10 protein-coding genes are annotated in these 14,339 nt (G+C 66.7%); 8 read left to right on the top strand and 2 right to left on the bottom strand.

Annotation, left to right across the window (positions count from 1 at the left end):
* The first annotated feature begins 5 nt into the window (after window positions 1-5).
* The 8 genes from AC3FMM_RS17800 (at window position 6) to AC3FMM_RS17765 (ending at window position 12,184) form a co-directional block, all read left to right on the top strand.
* Window positions 6-914 (top strand): sterol desaturase family protein, encoded by a 909-nt coding sequence (locus AC3FMM_RS17800; RefSeq protein ID WP_115712873.1) that lies wholly within the window; start codon window positions 6-8, stop codon window positions 912-914.
* Window positions 911-2,380 carry a coniferyl aldehyde dehydrogenase gene (locus tag AC3FMM_RS17795; protein WP_414248893.1) on the top strand — a complete coding sequence of 490 codons (1,470 nt, stop codon included), beginning with the start codon at window positions 911-913 and terminating at the stop codon, window positions 2,378-2,380. The genes AC3FMM_RS17800 and AC3FMM_RS17795 overlap by 4 nt, the downstream gene beginning before the upstream one ends.
* A gap of 127 nt (window positions 2,381-2,507) precedes the next feature.
* Window positions 2,508-4,991, top strand: coding sequence for a GcvT family protein (locus tag AC3FMM_RS17790; RefSeq protein WP_488687193.1), 2,484 nt, complete (start codon window positions 2,508-2,510; stop codon window positions 4,989-4,991).
* 313 nt (window positions 4,992-5,304) lie between these two features.
* On the top strand, window positions 5,305-8,139 hold the full coding sequence (locus AC3FMM_RS17785) for a xanthine dehydrogenase family protein molybdopterin-binding subunit (protein WP_488687192.1): 2,835 nt from the start codon (window positions 5,305-5,307) through the stop codon (window positions 8,137-8,139).
* Window positions 8,136-8,696, top strand: coding sequence for a (2Fe-2S)-binding protein (locus AC3FMM_RS17780; protein WP_115712867.1), 561 nt, complete (start codon window positions 8,136-8,138; stop codon window positions 8,694-8,696). The genes AC3FMM_RS17785 and AC3FMM_RS17780 overlap by 4 nt, the downstream gene beginning before the upstream one ends.
* Entirely contained in the window at window positions 8,696-9,979 is a 1,284-nt protein-coding gene (locus AC3FMM_RS17775) for a c-type cytochrome (RefSeq protein WP_115712865.1), read from the top strand. The genes AC3FMM_RS17780 and AC3FMM_RS17775 overlap by 1 nt, the downstream gene beginning before the upstream one ends.
* A 280-nt stretch (window positions 9,980-10,259) precedes the next feature.
* On the top strand, window positions 10,260-11,780 hold the full coding sequence (adh, locus tag AC3FMM_RS17770) for an aldehyde dehydrogenase (RefSeq protein ID WP_414248896.1): 1,521 nt from the start codon (window positions 10,260-10,262) through the stop codon (window positions 11,778-11,780).
* Between the two features lie 2 nt (window positions 11,781-11,782).
* Window positions 11,783-12,184 (top strand): DUF779 domain-containing protein, encoded by a 402-nt coding sequence (locus AC3FMM_RS17765; RefSeq protein ID WP_116314658.1) that lies wholly within the window; start codon window positions 11,783-11,785, stop codon window positions 12,182-12,184.
* Between the two features lie 538 nt (window positions 12,185-12,722).
* Here the strand turns inward: AC3FMM_RS17765 and AC3FMM_RS17760 are convergent.
* Window positions 12,723-13,637 carry a hypothetical protein gene (locus AC3FMM_RS17760; RefSeq protein ID WP_488687191.1) on the bottom strand — a complete coding sequence of 305 codons (915 nt, stop codon included), beginning with the start codon at window positions 13,635-13,637 and terminating at the stop codon, window positions 12,723-12,725.
* Window positions 13,634-14,239 (bottom strand): DUF6932 family protein, encoded by a 606-nt coding sequence (locus AC3FMM_RS17755; RefSeq protein WP_488687190.1) that lies wholly within the window; start codon window positions 14,237-14,239, stop codon window positions 13,634-13,636. Before AC3FMM_RS17755 ends, AC3FMM_RS17760 begins: the two co-directional genes overlap by 4 nt.
* Between the last annotated feature and the right edge of the window lie 100 nt (window positions 14,240-14,339).

The following is a 14,339-nucleotide window of genomic DNA, read 5'->3' as shown; positions in this document are numbered from 1 at the left end:
CCCACATGAGTCCGCAACTACAGAACATATTGATCGTGACACTCATGCTTGGCTTTGCCGGGCTGGAGATCGTCACACGGCGCTACAAAGATAGCGTTCACGCTACACAGGACGACACCCGGCTGGAACTGGCCATGTTCCTGAGCTTGCTGGCGGTGGTGCAGCCGCTGCTCTTGCTCGCCACGAACGTGCTCTGCACGTGGCTGATTCCGGAACAGCGTGGCGCCTGGGCGGACCTGCCGTGGTGGGCCATGGCCGCGATCCTGCTGGTTTGCGATGACCTGACCCAGTACTGGTGGCATCGGATCTCGCATACCCCATTGTTGTGGCCATTGCACCGCGCGCACCACACCGCGCAATACATGAGCATCCGCATCACGTACCGCAACAACTTCTTCTATTACCTGATGATGCCGGGTCTCTGGTTCGCGGGTGTGTTGCTTTACCTCGGCTTTGCCAAGGTCTACGGCGTCTACTTCGTCATCAAGATCGCCGTGATTCTCGGGGCGCATAGCGCATGGCGCTGGGACGAGCCCTTGTACAGGATCCGTGTGCTGCGCCCGCTGATGTGGCTGCTGGAACGGACCATCTCGACGCCTGCCACGCACTGGGCCCATCACGCGCTGACCAACGAGGACGGCATCGGGCATTACAAGGGCAACTTCGGCAATCTCCTGTTCTTCTGGGACATCCTGTTCGGCACCGCCCACATCACGCGCAAGTACCCGGCCAAGGTCGGCTTGCAGGACGATCTGATCTTTGGCCAGGAGCGCTGGTTCATCCAGATGTTCTACCCGCTGTGCCAGTCTCGTCGCGAACATTCCGCGCTGCGCTTTGGCGGCCGCGCCTATGCCGAAGAGGAAACCCGATCCGATGCGCTGCCGCAGGCCACCGAACAGCGGAGGTCGGCATGAATGACCGCGCGCTGACAGATCAGCAGGCCAGCCAGGCCATTGAGCATGCCCGCGTGGAAGCGCTATTCGCTGCCCAGCAGCAAGCCTTCCTGCAGGACACCTGCCCGGACGCCGGCACAAGACGGAACCACCTGCACGCACTCAAACGGCAACTGCTGCGCTACCAGGACGTGCTGGCCGAGGCAATTTCGCGCGACTTCGGCGAGCGGGCCGTGGCCGAAACCAAGATGTTGGAAGTCCTGCCGACCACGCTCGAAATCCGGCACGCGATCTCGCACCTGCGCCGCTGGATGCGCCCGAGCCGACGCAGGCCCGAACTGCTGTTTGCGACCAACAGCCTCCAGGTGAGATACCAGCCCAAGGGCGTGGTCGGGGTTATCGCCACCTGGAATTTCCCGGTCTACCTGTCGCTCGGGCCGCTGGTGACAGCGCTGGCGGCAGGCAACCGCGTCATGATCAGGATGCCGGAGACCACTCCGGCCACCAACGCCACGCTCAGGAAGATGCTGGGCGAGGTCTTCGCCGAGGACCATGTTGCGCTGATTGGCGAGGAGCTGGAAGATCCCGCCGTCTTCACCGCCCTGCCCTTCAACCACATTGTCTTCACCGGCTCGCCGGCGGTGGGCCGCATTGTCATGGCCCAGGCAGCGCGCAATCTCACGCCGGTCACGCTGGAACTCGGCGGCAAGTCGCCTGCCATCGTGTTGCGCGACTATCCGGTGCGCGAGGCCGCCAGAAGCATCGCCCATGGCAAGGGGATCAACTGCGGGCAGATCTGCGTGGCACCTGACTATGCATTGGTGCCGCGAGAGCAGGTGGACGCCTTCGTCGACGCATTGCAGCAGAGTTTCGGGAAACTGTTCGGCAAGCTGACTGACACCAACGCCGACTACACAGCGCTGGCCACCGACCGCCACGCGGCGCGGATACTGGACCTGCTGGACGATGCACGCGCCAAGGGCGCGACGGTCATCGCCTGCGGCGAGGTTGGCAGCGGGCGGCGCATGCCACTCCATATCGTCACGCATTGCACGCCGCAGATGCGCCTGATGCGCGAGGAAATCTTCGGCCCCGTCTTGCCCGTGGTGCCCTACGACACGCACGAGCAAGCAATCGAAATGGTGCAGCGGCAAGCACGCCCGCTGGCGCTGTACTGCTTCAGCCATGACAAGCCTGAACGCGAGAAGCTGCTGGCGCGCACGCATTCCGGCGGGGTCACGATCAACGACTGGGCCTGGCACGTGGTCAACCACGATGCGCCCTTTGGCGGCGTCGGCCAGTCAGGGATGGGCAATTATCACGGCGAGGAGGGGTTCCGGGAGCTGTCGCACGCGCGCACCGTGTTCAAGCGGCATCGCTTCTTTCCTATCGGCTTGTTCCTTCCGCCGTATGGCAACCTTGCGCAGCGCCTGACGCTGAAGCTGTTCGCCGGACATGGCGATCCTGAGGTGAAAGGGCCCTTCTGACCTGCGGCGCTTTAGTTGCCACTGCCGCGCGGCCTCGCGAGCGCTCTGTTGCATTTTGCGTTGTTATTTGGCATTTTGTGGAATAAGATTCAGCCACGCGCTGATCATCGTTCCCAAGGTGCCCTACATGCCCCCACTGCCCTCCCACTCCCGCGTCGTCATCATCGGCGGCGGCATCATCGGCTGCAGCGTGGCCTACCACCTGACCAAGCTGGGCTGGAAAGACGTGGTTCTGCTTGAGCAAGGGCAGCTCTCGTGCGGCACGACCTGGCACGCAGCGGGCCTGGTCGGCCAGTTGCGCGCGCAGGAGAGCATGACCAAGCTGATCCGCTACTCGACCCGCCTCTACAGCGAGCTGGAAGCGGAGACCGGCCTTGGCACCGGCTGGAAGCAATGCGGGTCGCTGTCGGTGGCGCGCACGGCTGAGCGCATGACGCAACTGCGCCGCACCGCGGCGGTGGCGCGGGCCTATGGTGTTGAATGCGAAGTCATCTCTGCGTCCCAGGCCGGCGAACTGTGGCCGGTGATGCGCACCGACGATCTGCTTGGCGCAGTGTGGCTGCCGGGCGACGGCAAGGCCAACCCGACGGACCTCACGCAGGCGCTGGCACGTGGCGCGCGCTCACGCGGCGCGGTGGTCGCGCAGGACACCAAGACCACCGCGCTCCACACCCGCGATGGCCGCGCCACCGGCGTCAGCTGGCGCAACAAGGCCGGCGACGAAGGCCGCATCGAAGCCGAGATCGTGGTCAATTGCGCCGGCCAGTGGGCGCGCCAGGTGGGGCAGATGTGCGGCGTGACCGTGCCGCTGCATTCGGCCGAGCATTACTACATCGTCACCGAGCGCATTGCCGGCGTGCATCCCGACCTGCCGGTGATGCGCGACCCCGACGGCTTTATCTACTTCAAGGAGGAAGTGGGCGGGCTGGTGATGGGCGGCTTCGAGCCGGACGCCAAGCCGTGGGGCATGCAGGGCATCCCCGAGCCGTTCGAGTTCCAGCTGCTGCCCGATGACTGGGACCAGTTCCAGATCCTGATGGAAAACGCGCTGGTGCGCGTGCCGGCGCTGGAAACCGCGCAGGTCAAGCAGTTCTACAACGGCCCGGAATCGTTCACGCCGGACAACAACTTCATCCTGGGCGAGGCACCGGAGCTGCGCAACTTCTACGTCGGCGCGGGCTTCAACTCGATGGGCATCGCCTCGGCCGGCGGCGCCGGCATGGCGCTGGCCGAATGGATCGTCGCGGGCGAGCCCACCATGGACCTGTGGCCGGTCGATATCCGCCGCTTCGCCGGCTTCAACGGCAACCAGTGCTGGCTGCACGACCGCGTCAAGGAAACGCTCGGGCTGCATTACGCGATGCCGTGGCCGAACCGCGAACTGGAGAGCGCGCGGCCGTTCCGCCGCTCTCCCCTGTATGCGCAGTTGCGCGATGCCGGCGCCGGCTTCGGCAGCAAGATGGGCTGGGAACGGCCCAACTTCTTCGCGCCGCCGGGTGCATCGCCACAGATCGAATACGCCTTCGGCCAGCAGAACTGGCTGCCGTGGAGCGGCGCCGAGCACCGCGCCTGTCGCGAGGGCGTGGCGCTGTTCGACATGAGCTCGTTCTCCAAGTACCTGGTCAAGGGCGCCGACGCCGAGGCGGTGCTGCAGTACGTGATGAGCAACGACGTGGCGGTGCCGCCCGGCCAGACCGTCTACACCGCGATGCTCAACGAGCGCGGCACCTATGAGTCCGACCTGACCGTGACGCGGCTGGCGCACGACCAGTACCTGGTGGTGACCGGGTCGGCGCAGACCACGCGCGACTTCAGCTATATCGAACGGCAGATCCCCGCCGACCAGCGCTGCGTGATCGTCGACGTCACCGGCCAGTACGCGGTGCTGGCGGTGATGGGACCGCGCTCGCGCGAGCTGCTGCAGAAGGTATCGCGCGCGGATTTCTCCAATGAAGGCTTTCCGTTCGGCAGCTCGCGCGAGATCGACCTCGGCTATGCCACCGTGCGTGCGACGCGCCTGACCTACGTGGGCGAGCTGGGCTGGGAACTGTACGTGCCGGTGGAGTTCGCGGTGGGCGTGTACGAGACCCTGCATGCGGCCGGCCGCGCGCTCGGGCTGGTCAATGCCGGCTATTACGCGATCGAGTCGCTGCGGCTGGAAAAGGGCTACCGCGCCTGGGGCCGCGAGCTGTCGCCGTCGGTCGATCCGTTCGAGGCGGGACTGTCGTTCGCCTGCAAGCTGGCCAGCGGCATCGATTTCCGCGGGCGTGAAGCGCTGCTGCGGCTGCGCCAGGCGGGCGCGCCCAGGCGGCGCATGGTGGTGGTGACGGTCGACGGCGCCAGCGACGCCATGCTGTGGGGCGGCGAAGCCGTGCTGCGCACCGGCCCCGACGGCAGCGTGCGCGCGGTGGGATCGCTCAGTTCCGCCGCGTTCGGGCATACGCTGGGCTGCCCCGTCGGCATGGCGTTGCTGGCGCGCGCGGACGGGCCGGCCGATGCGGCGTGGCTGGAAGCCGGCAGCTACCACGTCGACCTGGCCGGCGCCCTGCTGCCCGCGCGCGTGCACCTGCGCGCGGCCTACGATCCGGCCTCGGCAAGGCCCAGGGCCTGAACGGAAGGCCGGCGGGTAATATTCGCGCCGGATGATAACCGTTATTCAACGCGCTGCCTTGAGGTAAACCCTAGGCCACGGCGACAATCGCGGGGTCAGCGCAGCCGTTCAGCGCCAGGACCATGACAACCATGCCCCGCCCCGATTCACCCGCGCCGCAGCCGTAGTGACTGGCGGCACGCCATGCCCTGCAGCGGCCGCACCATCGCGGCCGCGTCCCCTGAACACCTGAACCGTATCCGCGCCAGCCCCCGGGCTGGCCCGCGGATGGCTGCCCTTGCCGCGCAATCTTGCGCAACCCCCAAGGAAATCCATGCCCAGCTTCAACCCTTCACGGCGCACCTTCCTCAAAGCCAGCGTCGTGGCCGGGGTGTCGGTCTATATCGCACCCATCGGCGGCAAGGCTTTCGCGGCCTTGTTCGAAGACAAGATCCTGACCCCCGTGCAGTGGGACGCCAGGGCCGGCGCCCCCAGGTTCCGCATCGACGGCATCGCCAAGGTCACCGGCGCCAAGGTGTTTGCGCGCGATATCCGCTCGCGCGACATGCCGCACTGGCCGCGGCAGCAGTCGCACGCCTTCATCCTGCGCGTGGCCCGGGCCGACCGCATCTATGAGGGCTTCGACCTGGGCGTGCTCGGCGACGGGCTCAAGCCCGACCGCGTCGTCACCGCCGACGACCTGGCCCGCGACGGCGTCGCCTTCCCCGCCTTCTACGGCGACGACATGCTGCTGCCCGCCGGCAAGACCCCGGCCTACCTGGGGCACGCGGTGGCGATCCTGATCTACCACGACTTCGCGCGCTTCCGCTTTGCCAAGGACAAGCTCAAGTTCCGCGACGACGTGATCCGCTACGGCGCGAAGACCGGCCCGCTGGAACGCGACCCGTGGGGCACCTTCCGCTTCGTGCGCGTGGGCGGCGCCACGCCCTATGCGGACGACGTGTTCTCCAGCCTGAAGCATGCGCCGGTGTTCCCCAGCATGATGCGCAAGCACCAGCCGGTCTGGCCGGACGGCAAGGACCACGGCCAGCTCGGCGAACAGGGCATGCACCACGCCGCACGGATCCGCGCGCAGCTGGCAAGGCCGTCCGACGACTGGCTGGTGCTCGAGCGCGAATACAACTCGCAGTCGGCCGATACCGCCGCGCTCGAGCCCGACAACGCCAACTGCTGGTACGACGCCGCCGCGCAGGCGCTGCACATGGTGGTGCCGACGCAAGGGCCGAACGAGGTCGCCGAAAGCGTGGCCGAGATGCTGGCGAAGGCCAAAGGCGCATTCCCGGTGAAGCAGGTGTTTCTGCACCCGTGCTACACGGTCGGCTACGGCTCCAAGGACCACTACAACTTCCCGTTCTATGGCCTGGTCACGGCGCTGTACGCCGACGGCAAGCCGGTGCGGCTGGCCAACGACCGCTACGAGCAGTTCCAGACCTCGATCAAGCGCCACGCCTTCAGGATGCGCTACCGCATCGCGGTGGACCGCAACACCGGCCTGTTCCAGGCTTTCCAGGGCGACCTCGAAGCCAACGGCGGCGGGCGCTCCAATTTCTCGCCGTCGGTGGCGATGGTGGGCGCCACCGCGGCGCAATCGATCTACTACTTCCCGAACAACGACCTGACCGCGGTCGCGATCGCGTCGCGCGCCATCGACGCGGGCTCGGCGCGCGGCTACGGCACGCTGCAGAGCATGGCCGCGACCGAGATGATGGTCGACGAGTTCGCCGAGCAGCTCAAGCTCGACCCGATCGAGTTCCGGCTGAAGAACGCGCTGCGCTCGGGCATGAAGAACACGCAGGGCGCGATCCCCGCCGGGGCGATCCGCGTCGACGAGGTGCTGGAGGCAGCGAAGGCCTATCCGCTGTGGACCAACCGCGCCAGCAAGAAGGCGGAGTACGAAGCCGCCCACCCGGGCCGCCGCTATGGCGTGGGCTTTGCGTGCGTGCAGAAGGACTTCGGCACCGGCGCGGAAGCGTCGTTCGCCAAGGTCGAGCTGAAGGCCGACGGCAGCATCGTGCTGCATCACTCCGGCGCCGAGATCGGCACCGGCATGTCGACGTCGCAGGCCGCCGCGGTGGCGCGCTGGCTGGGCAAGCCGGCGCGCGAGGTGCGCACTTCCGTCACCGACTGGACCGACCTGCCGGTGACCGCCTCCGGCGATCCCTACCTGATGAGCCAGGCCGAGCAGGACAGGCTGTCGGCCAATCCGCGCTGGTCGCCGGCCTATGCCTCGCCCGCCAGCGCCACCAACTCGGCCTACTACTTCACCCACAGCACGCGCGAAGCCGCGCGCGTGGTGTTCCTGCACGGGCTGTGGCCGGCGGCGATGGCGATCTGGAGCCAGGGCATCGGCGGCGGCCAGGCGGCCTCGCTGGTGGTGCGCGTGGAAGACGCGCGCTGGGTCGACGGCAAGCTCAGCGCCGGCGGCCTGCAGGCGCTGCCGCTGGAGCAGCTCGCGGCCAAGGCGCACGAGCTGGGGCTGGTGACCGGCGCCACCGTGCACGCTTTCAACCGCTGGCAATGGAGCGAGGCCGATTTCGACATCAACGGGCACGCCGCGCGGCTACCGGTCGACGGCCTGTCGGTGCGCTACGGCGACGGCGCCGATGCAGCGCGCAAGGCGCGCATGCGCAGCCCGGGCGGCTGGCATGTGCTCGATCGCAGCAAGGTCCATATCGCGCCCACGCAGCGCAACAACGCCGCGGTGACCTACTACAGCGCGGTCGGCACCTTCGTCGAGCTGTCGGTGCACGAAGCCAGCGGCAAGGTGGAAATCCTGTCGCACCACTCGATCATGGAATGCGGCACGCAGCTGTCGCCGCAGCTGGTGTCCGGCCAGCTGCAGGGCGGCATCGCCATGGGCATCGGCCACGCGCTGCATGAATACCTGCCCCTCTACGAGGACGGCCCCGGCAACGGCACCTGGAACTTCAACCGCTACCACCTGCCGCGCGCCAGCGACGTGGCGGTGTGGAGCCAGACCGGCACGGTGCTGCCGCCGGTCACCGAAACCGACCCGCCCAAGGGCATTGCCGAGGTGGTGATGATCCCGGTGGTGGGCGCCATCGTCAACGGCATCGCGCATGCCATCGGCCACCGCTTCACCGACCTGCCGGTGACGGCGGCCAAGATCCAGGAGGTACTGGCATGAGCATCGCCACCCAGCCCATCACGCTCAACCTCAACGGCAAGGAAGTCGGTCCGGTCGACGTGCCCGAAGGCCTGATGATGATCGATTTCCTGCATGAGTACCTGGACCTGACCGGCTCGCGCCTGGGCTGCGGCCAGGGCATCTGCCACGCCTGCGTGGTGATCCACGACAAGCCCGACGGCACCAGCGAGGAAGTGCGCAGCTGCATCACCGGCGCGCACTGGTTCAACGGCCGCAAGGTGCGCACCGTGGAAGGCCACGGCAAGCGCAACGAGCAAGGCGAGGTGGTCGAGCTGACGCCGGTGCAGCAGAAGTTCCTGGAGCATTTCAGCTTCCAGTGCGGCTACTGCACGCCGGGCTTCGTCAACGGCGCCACCATCCTGGTGGAGCAACTCAGGCGCAAGCCGGTGCCGAAGGACCAGGTCGAGGCCACCATCACCCGGGCGCTGGACGGCCACATCTGCCGCTGCACCGGCTACGTGCGCTACTACGAGGCGGTCAGGGACGTGATCACCAGCACGCCGGGCCTGGTGCTGGATAGCGGGAGCGACAAGTGATGCAGCGCACGCCCCTGATGATCGCCACGCGCGCCGCACTGGCAGTCCTGACCGCAGCCGCGGTCATGGCCGGCTGCGGCAGCCGCACCGAAGCGGTTGCCCCTGCTGCCGACCAGGCCCCCCAGGCGCAGCTGTCGCCCGCCGAGCAGATCGCGCGCGGCCGCTACCTGGTGCGCGCGGCCGACTGCGCCGCCTGCCATACCGCACCGCAGGGCGCGCCGTTCGCCGGCGGCGTGGAACTGGCCTCACCCTTCGGGACCTTCTACGGCACCAACATTACGCCGGACAAGACGCACGGCATCGGCAACTGGAGCGCGGACGACTTCTACCAGGCGCTGCATGACGGCAAGGCCCCGGGCAAGCAGCTCTATCCCGCGATGCCGTACACCTCGTACCGCGGCCTGTCGCGCGCGGATTCCGATGCCATGTTCGCCTACCTGATGCAGGTGAAGCCGGCCGCCGTGGCCAACCGTGCGCACGACCTGCAGTTCCCGTACAACCTGCGCTTCGCGCTGGCGGGCTGGAACCTGCTGTTCCTCGAGGACAAGCTGCCGGACGCTTCCCAGGGCAATTCGGCATCGTGGCAGCGCGGCCGCTACCTGTCGAACGCGCTGGGCCACTGCGCCGAGTGCCACACGCCGCGCGCCGCGTTCGGCCGGCTGGACCCGTCGAAGCCGCTGGCCGGCTCCGCGCTGGCGCGCATCGGCGCGCCGGACATCACGCCCGCCGGGCTGGCCGCGCGCGGCTGGACCGCCGCCGACCTGCAGCAGTTCTTCGCCACCGGCATCGCGCCGCAGGGCTCGGCCTTCGGCGAGATGTACCCGGTGGTGCATCTGAGCAGCCAGCACCTGAACCAGGGCGACCTGGCCGCGATGGCCACCTACCTGCTGGGCGACCAGCCGCCCGCGCCGCAGCCGGTCAAGTCCGTGAGCGCCGACGCCGCGCAACTGGCACCGGGCCGCCGCCACTATGTCGCCGTCTGCGCGGGCTGCCATGGCCGCGAGGGCGAAGGCAAGCCGCACGTGGCGGTGTCGATGGCCGGCAACTCGACGGTGCGCAACGCCGACGCGCGCAACCTGATCGTGTCGATGCTCGATGGCATCGCGGCGCAGCGCTTTCCCGGCGTGGAGGCGATGCAGGAGATGCCCGGCTTTGCCGGACGCATGAGCGATGACGAGCTGGCGCAGCTGGCCAACTACCTGCGTGCGACGTGGGGCGGGCAGCCGGCCGATGTGAGGCCGGGTGATGTGAAGGCGCTGCGCGCGGCCGGGCCCGGGCATTAAAACGTCCGCCGGTTTGCTCCCTCTCCCGCTCGCGGGAGAGGGAAGCGATTATGCGGGTCAGCAGCAAGCGCTGTCGCACAACGAGTCAATCCGCCGAGTGTTCCAATCCTGAACACCCGCTGTCACGCACTGGCACACCTGGCCCGATTCCGCGGCCAGATCTTCGGTTTCTCCCCCGCATTTCCGCCCTCTTCCGCCCCGGCACACCTCTTGCGATCTGCTCCGTGCGCACGGCGAAGGCCGTGACGGCACCACACAGATCACTCGAACGGAGCGAGACATGAACATGGCGGAAATCGCCCAGCTGGGCGTCAGCAACCCCTACAAGCAGCAGTACGACAACTACATCGGCGGCCAGTGGGTGCCGCCCGCCGGGGGCGAGTACTTCGAGTCCATCACGCCGATCACCGGCAAGCCGTTCACGCGCGTGCCGCGCTCGAACCAGCAGGACGTCGACGCCGCGCTGGATGCCGCGCACGCCGCCAAGGCCGCGTGGGCGCGCACCTCCACCACCGAGCGCGCCAATATCCTGAACCGCATCGCCGACCGCATCGAGGCCAACCTGAAGCTGCTGGCCGTGGCCGAGAGCATCGACAACGGCAAGCCCGTGCGCGAGACCACCGCCGCCGACCTGCCGCTGGCGGTCGACCACTTCCGCTACTTCGCGGGCTGCATCCGCGCGCAGGAAGGCGGCATTTCCGAGATCGACGGCGACACCATCGCCTACCACTTCCATGAGCCGCTGGGCGTGGTCGGCCAGATCATCCCGTGGAACTTCCCGCTGCTGATGGCCACCTGGAAGCTGGCGCCGGCGCTGGCCGCCGGCAACTGCGTGGTGCTGAAGCCCGCCGAGCAGACGCCCGCCTCGATCCTGGTGCTGATGGAGGTGATCGGCGACCTGCTGCCGCCGGGCGTGGTCAACGTGATCAACGGCTTCGGCCTGGAAGCCGGCAAGCCGCTGGCATCGAGCCCGCGCATCAGCAAGGTGGCGTTCACCGGCGAGACCACCACCGGCCGGCTGATCATGCAGTACGCCTCGCAGAACCTGATCCCGGTCACGCTGGAACTGGGCGGCAAGTCGCCCAACATCTTCTTCGAAGACGTGCTCGCCGCCGACGACGCCTACTTCGACAAGGCGCTGGAAGGCTTTGCGATGTTCGCGCTGAACCAGGGCGAGGTCTGCACCTGCCCGTCGCGCGCGCTGATCCAGGAATCGATCTACGACCGCTTCATGGAGCGCGCGCTCAAGCGAGTCGCAGCGATCCGCCAGGGCCATCCGCTCGACACCGGCACCATGATCGGCGCGCAGGCGTCGGCCGAACAGCTGGAGAAGATCCTGTCGTATATCGACCTGGGCCGCAAGGAAGGCGCGCAGTGCCTCACCGGCGGCGAGCGCAACGTGTTCGACGGCGACCTGGCCGGCGGCTACTACGTCAAGCCGACCGTGTTTGCCGGCCACAACAAGATGCGCATCTTCCAGGAAGAGATCTTCGGCCCGGTGGTCTCGGTCACCACCTTCAAGGACGAGGAAGAGGCGCTCGCCATCGCCAACGACACGCTCTACGGCCTCGGCGCCGGAGTCTGGACCCGCGACGGCGCGCGCGCGTTCCGCATGGGCCGCGGGATCCAGGCCGGGCGCGTGTGGACCAACTGCTACCACGCCTACCCGGCCCATGCCGCGTTCGGCGGCTACAAGCAGTCCGGCATCGGCCGCGAGAACCATCGCATGATGCTCGACCACTACCAGCAGACCAAGAACCTGCTGGTCAGCTACAGCCCCAACGCGCTCGGGTTCTTCTGACCATGGCGGGCCCGGACACCGCGCCGGCCGCGCTGCCGGTCGAGCGCGTGGTGGCAACGCCGGCCGCGCTGGCACTGATCGCCGAGCTGGCCGCGCGGCACGGCCCGCTGATGTTCCACCAGTCCGGCGGCTGCTGCGACGGCAGCGCGCCGATGTGCTATCCCGCCGGCGAGCTGCTGGTGGGCCCGGGCGATGTCTGCCTGGGCCGGATCGGCGGCGCCGCGTTCTACATGACGCGCGCGCAGTTCGAGTACTGGCGCCACACCCGGCTGGTGATCGACGTGGTGCCGGGCGCGGGCGGGATGTTCTCGCTGGAGGGGCGCACGGGCAGACGGTTCCTGACGCGCTCGGAGCTGTTCAGCGACGCAGAGGCGGCGTGGCTGGCGGCGCAGCCGGAACCGTAATGCGGCGATGGGGTGGCGGGTCGTAACAGGTCGGATCGCTGTGCCATCGCATTTCAGGGCTCAGCGATTTCCCACGCACAAGCGTTTGCGGCAAGCTTCGCCCGCCTGTTCGGAATGCGACAACTCTTATCGCCTGCCTGACTCCGGAAGGGAATACTGGGTACGTCATCGGGTTGCCGGTGACCGGGCGTGGAAACCCGCGGAGTAGATCAAGGACAGGCTTACTTCCATGGCGGGCCACGCGAGGCAGCCGCAAGGCTGGCCGGGTTCTTCCTTGATCTCGCCGGGTTTCCACCCTCGCTGTATGGCCCGCCACCCCTCACTTTCAATTGTCTGGGGGTGGCCTAACCTGGAAGGAGGATGCGTTGCTGGCCGAGGGGCCGGTAGCGGTTTAGCTGACCGCGCTTGTTTGCTCCCCTCTCCCGCGCGCGGGAGAGGGGCCGGGGGTGAGGGCCAGCGCGCCATCGAAGTCAGGCGCCGGGTTTCCACCCTCGCTCTATGGCCCGCCACCCTCGCTAAATGTTGCGTGGTTATGGCTTTAAGACTGTTCGGCGGGCACCGCATTCAGAAGCACGTAGCGCGGACGTCCGCCGCCTACCTGAGTTCGTGCGAAGGTCGACACATAAAGGCTCTGCAAATTGCCAGCAAGCTCAGCAGGATGCTCCAGCCTGGCGGCGATCCTTCCGTAGATGACCTCGTCGGCCCCTTCCGGCACGAACTCAAAGCTTCTATGGTGAGGGAGGACACCGACAAACCTTCCAGTTAACCGCACCTCTTCTTCACGAACATTCTCATTGCTCAAGCGTTCAACACTACGTGCGACTTGATCAAAGTCCTGAAAGCGGAAAACCTCAGCCCCGGTCTCGATCGTGCACGCTGCCTGGTTATCCGCGAGAACAACCAAGAAAGCCTTCACCTTTTCAAGAGCCCGCGGATCAATCTCTGCAAGGGAGTCAGCCAACTCATCGTCTGTACCAGTCGTACTCTCGATCAGACGCACCGTTCGCTTCATGGCTCTGTTAAGGGGAGTTTCGTCATCAGGTGGTAGTTCCAGGCTTCTCGCCTCCTCCAACTCAAAGCCAAAGGAGCCGACGGCCGTACCAGTAATGAGGAGCTGGTTTTGATCTCGGTTAGGAATAGGCCCCATTGGCGCAAGCGGTCCTGAAAACGAAGCCGCGACAGCCGTCACTGCATCCGCAAACGCCTTTGTGGCGGCAACGCCAAACTCTGCAGCGATTCCATGCGTGCCGCGCACAGGGCGGCCGCGAAAGGTCAGACGCGATTTGGCAGGGGAATTCGGATCGAGGCGCTGAGTGGCCAATACAGCCTGGATACCCTTCAGGCGATGTTCAAGGCTTTGCTTGGTGATGCCTGCTCCAGCCGGCAGTCGAGCGAGCTGGTTGGCAAGAAAGCGTTCCTCTGCGAGAAGGCTTGTATGTTCCTGTCGATTCATGGTTGCCCCCCTTGTGCAGCGCCGGCCGGCGGCGCGCGTGGTACAAGGCCGGCCTCGATCTGCGTCAACTCTGCCAGGGCATCGGCGTCTTCCGCCGGATCCAGGTCAAGTTGAAGGAACCCCTTCCACTGGCTGTTTCGCCGATGTGCCCAGATACTGTACCAGTAGGCGGAAAGGGTTACCAGGTTCCGCCCCGGCAGCGTAGTTTCAACCCAATAGCCATCTACGAGGAATGCCTTTTTGACCTCACCGTGATCCGCGAGATCGCCGGGAAATTTCTGTCCGAGGTCACCGTCCGGATCATCCAGAAAGCTGACCACGTCGACATCCCCGGGATTTCTCGCCTCGAGAACCTCAACGTTCTCACTGAAGCTTCCATCCACCCATTGAAATCCTGATGTAATTCCCGCCTGGTGCAACGTGGCACGGAAGCCCAGAAAGCCGCGCAATATCCTGCAGCGCTGCCAGGAGGTTGCAAACCTGACCACGGCAGATACGAGCGAGACTTCGTACGGCGATCTATCCGGGCTGACAGGATCCAGATCGTTGACAGGTGGAAGCACCTGCATTGCATTCCACACGGGGATAGGCACTTGGCTCATATAGGATTCTGCTCAACTTGGGCGCCCACCGCGATCCAACGGCCTGGGCTGTTCGTTCCATCGGCCGCGTCGCGGCGAGCATTACGTTGCATTGGAGGTG

Source organism: Cupriavidus sp. 207A1 (assembly GCF_057798955.1).
This window is presented reverse-complemented; position numbering and strand designations above follow the sequence as displayed.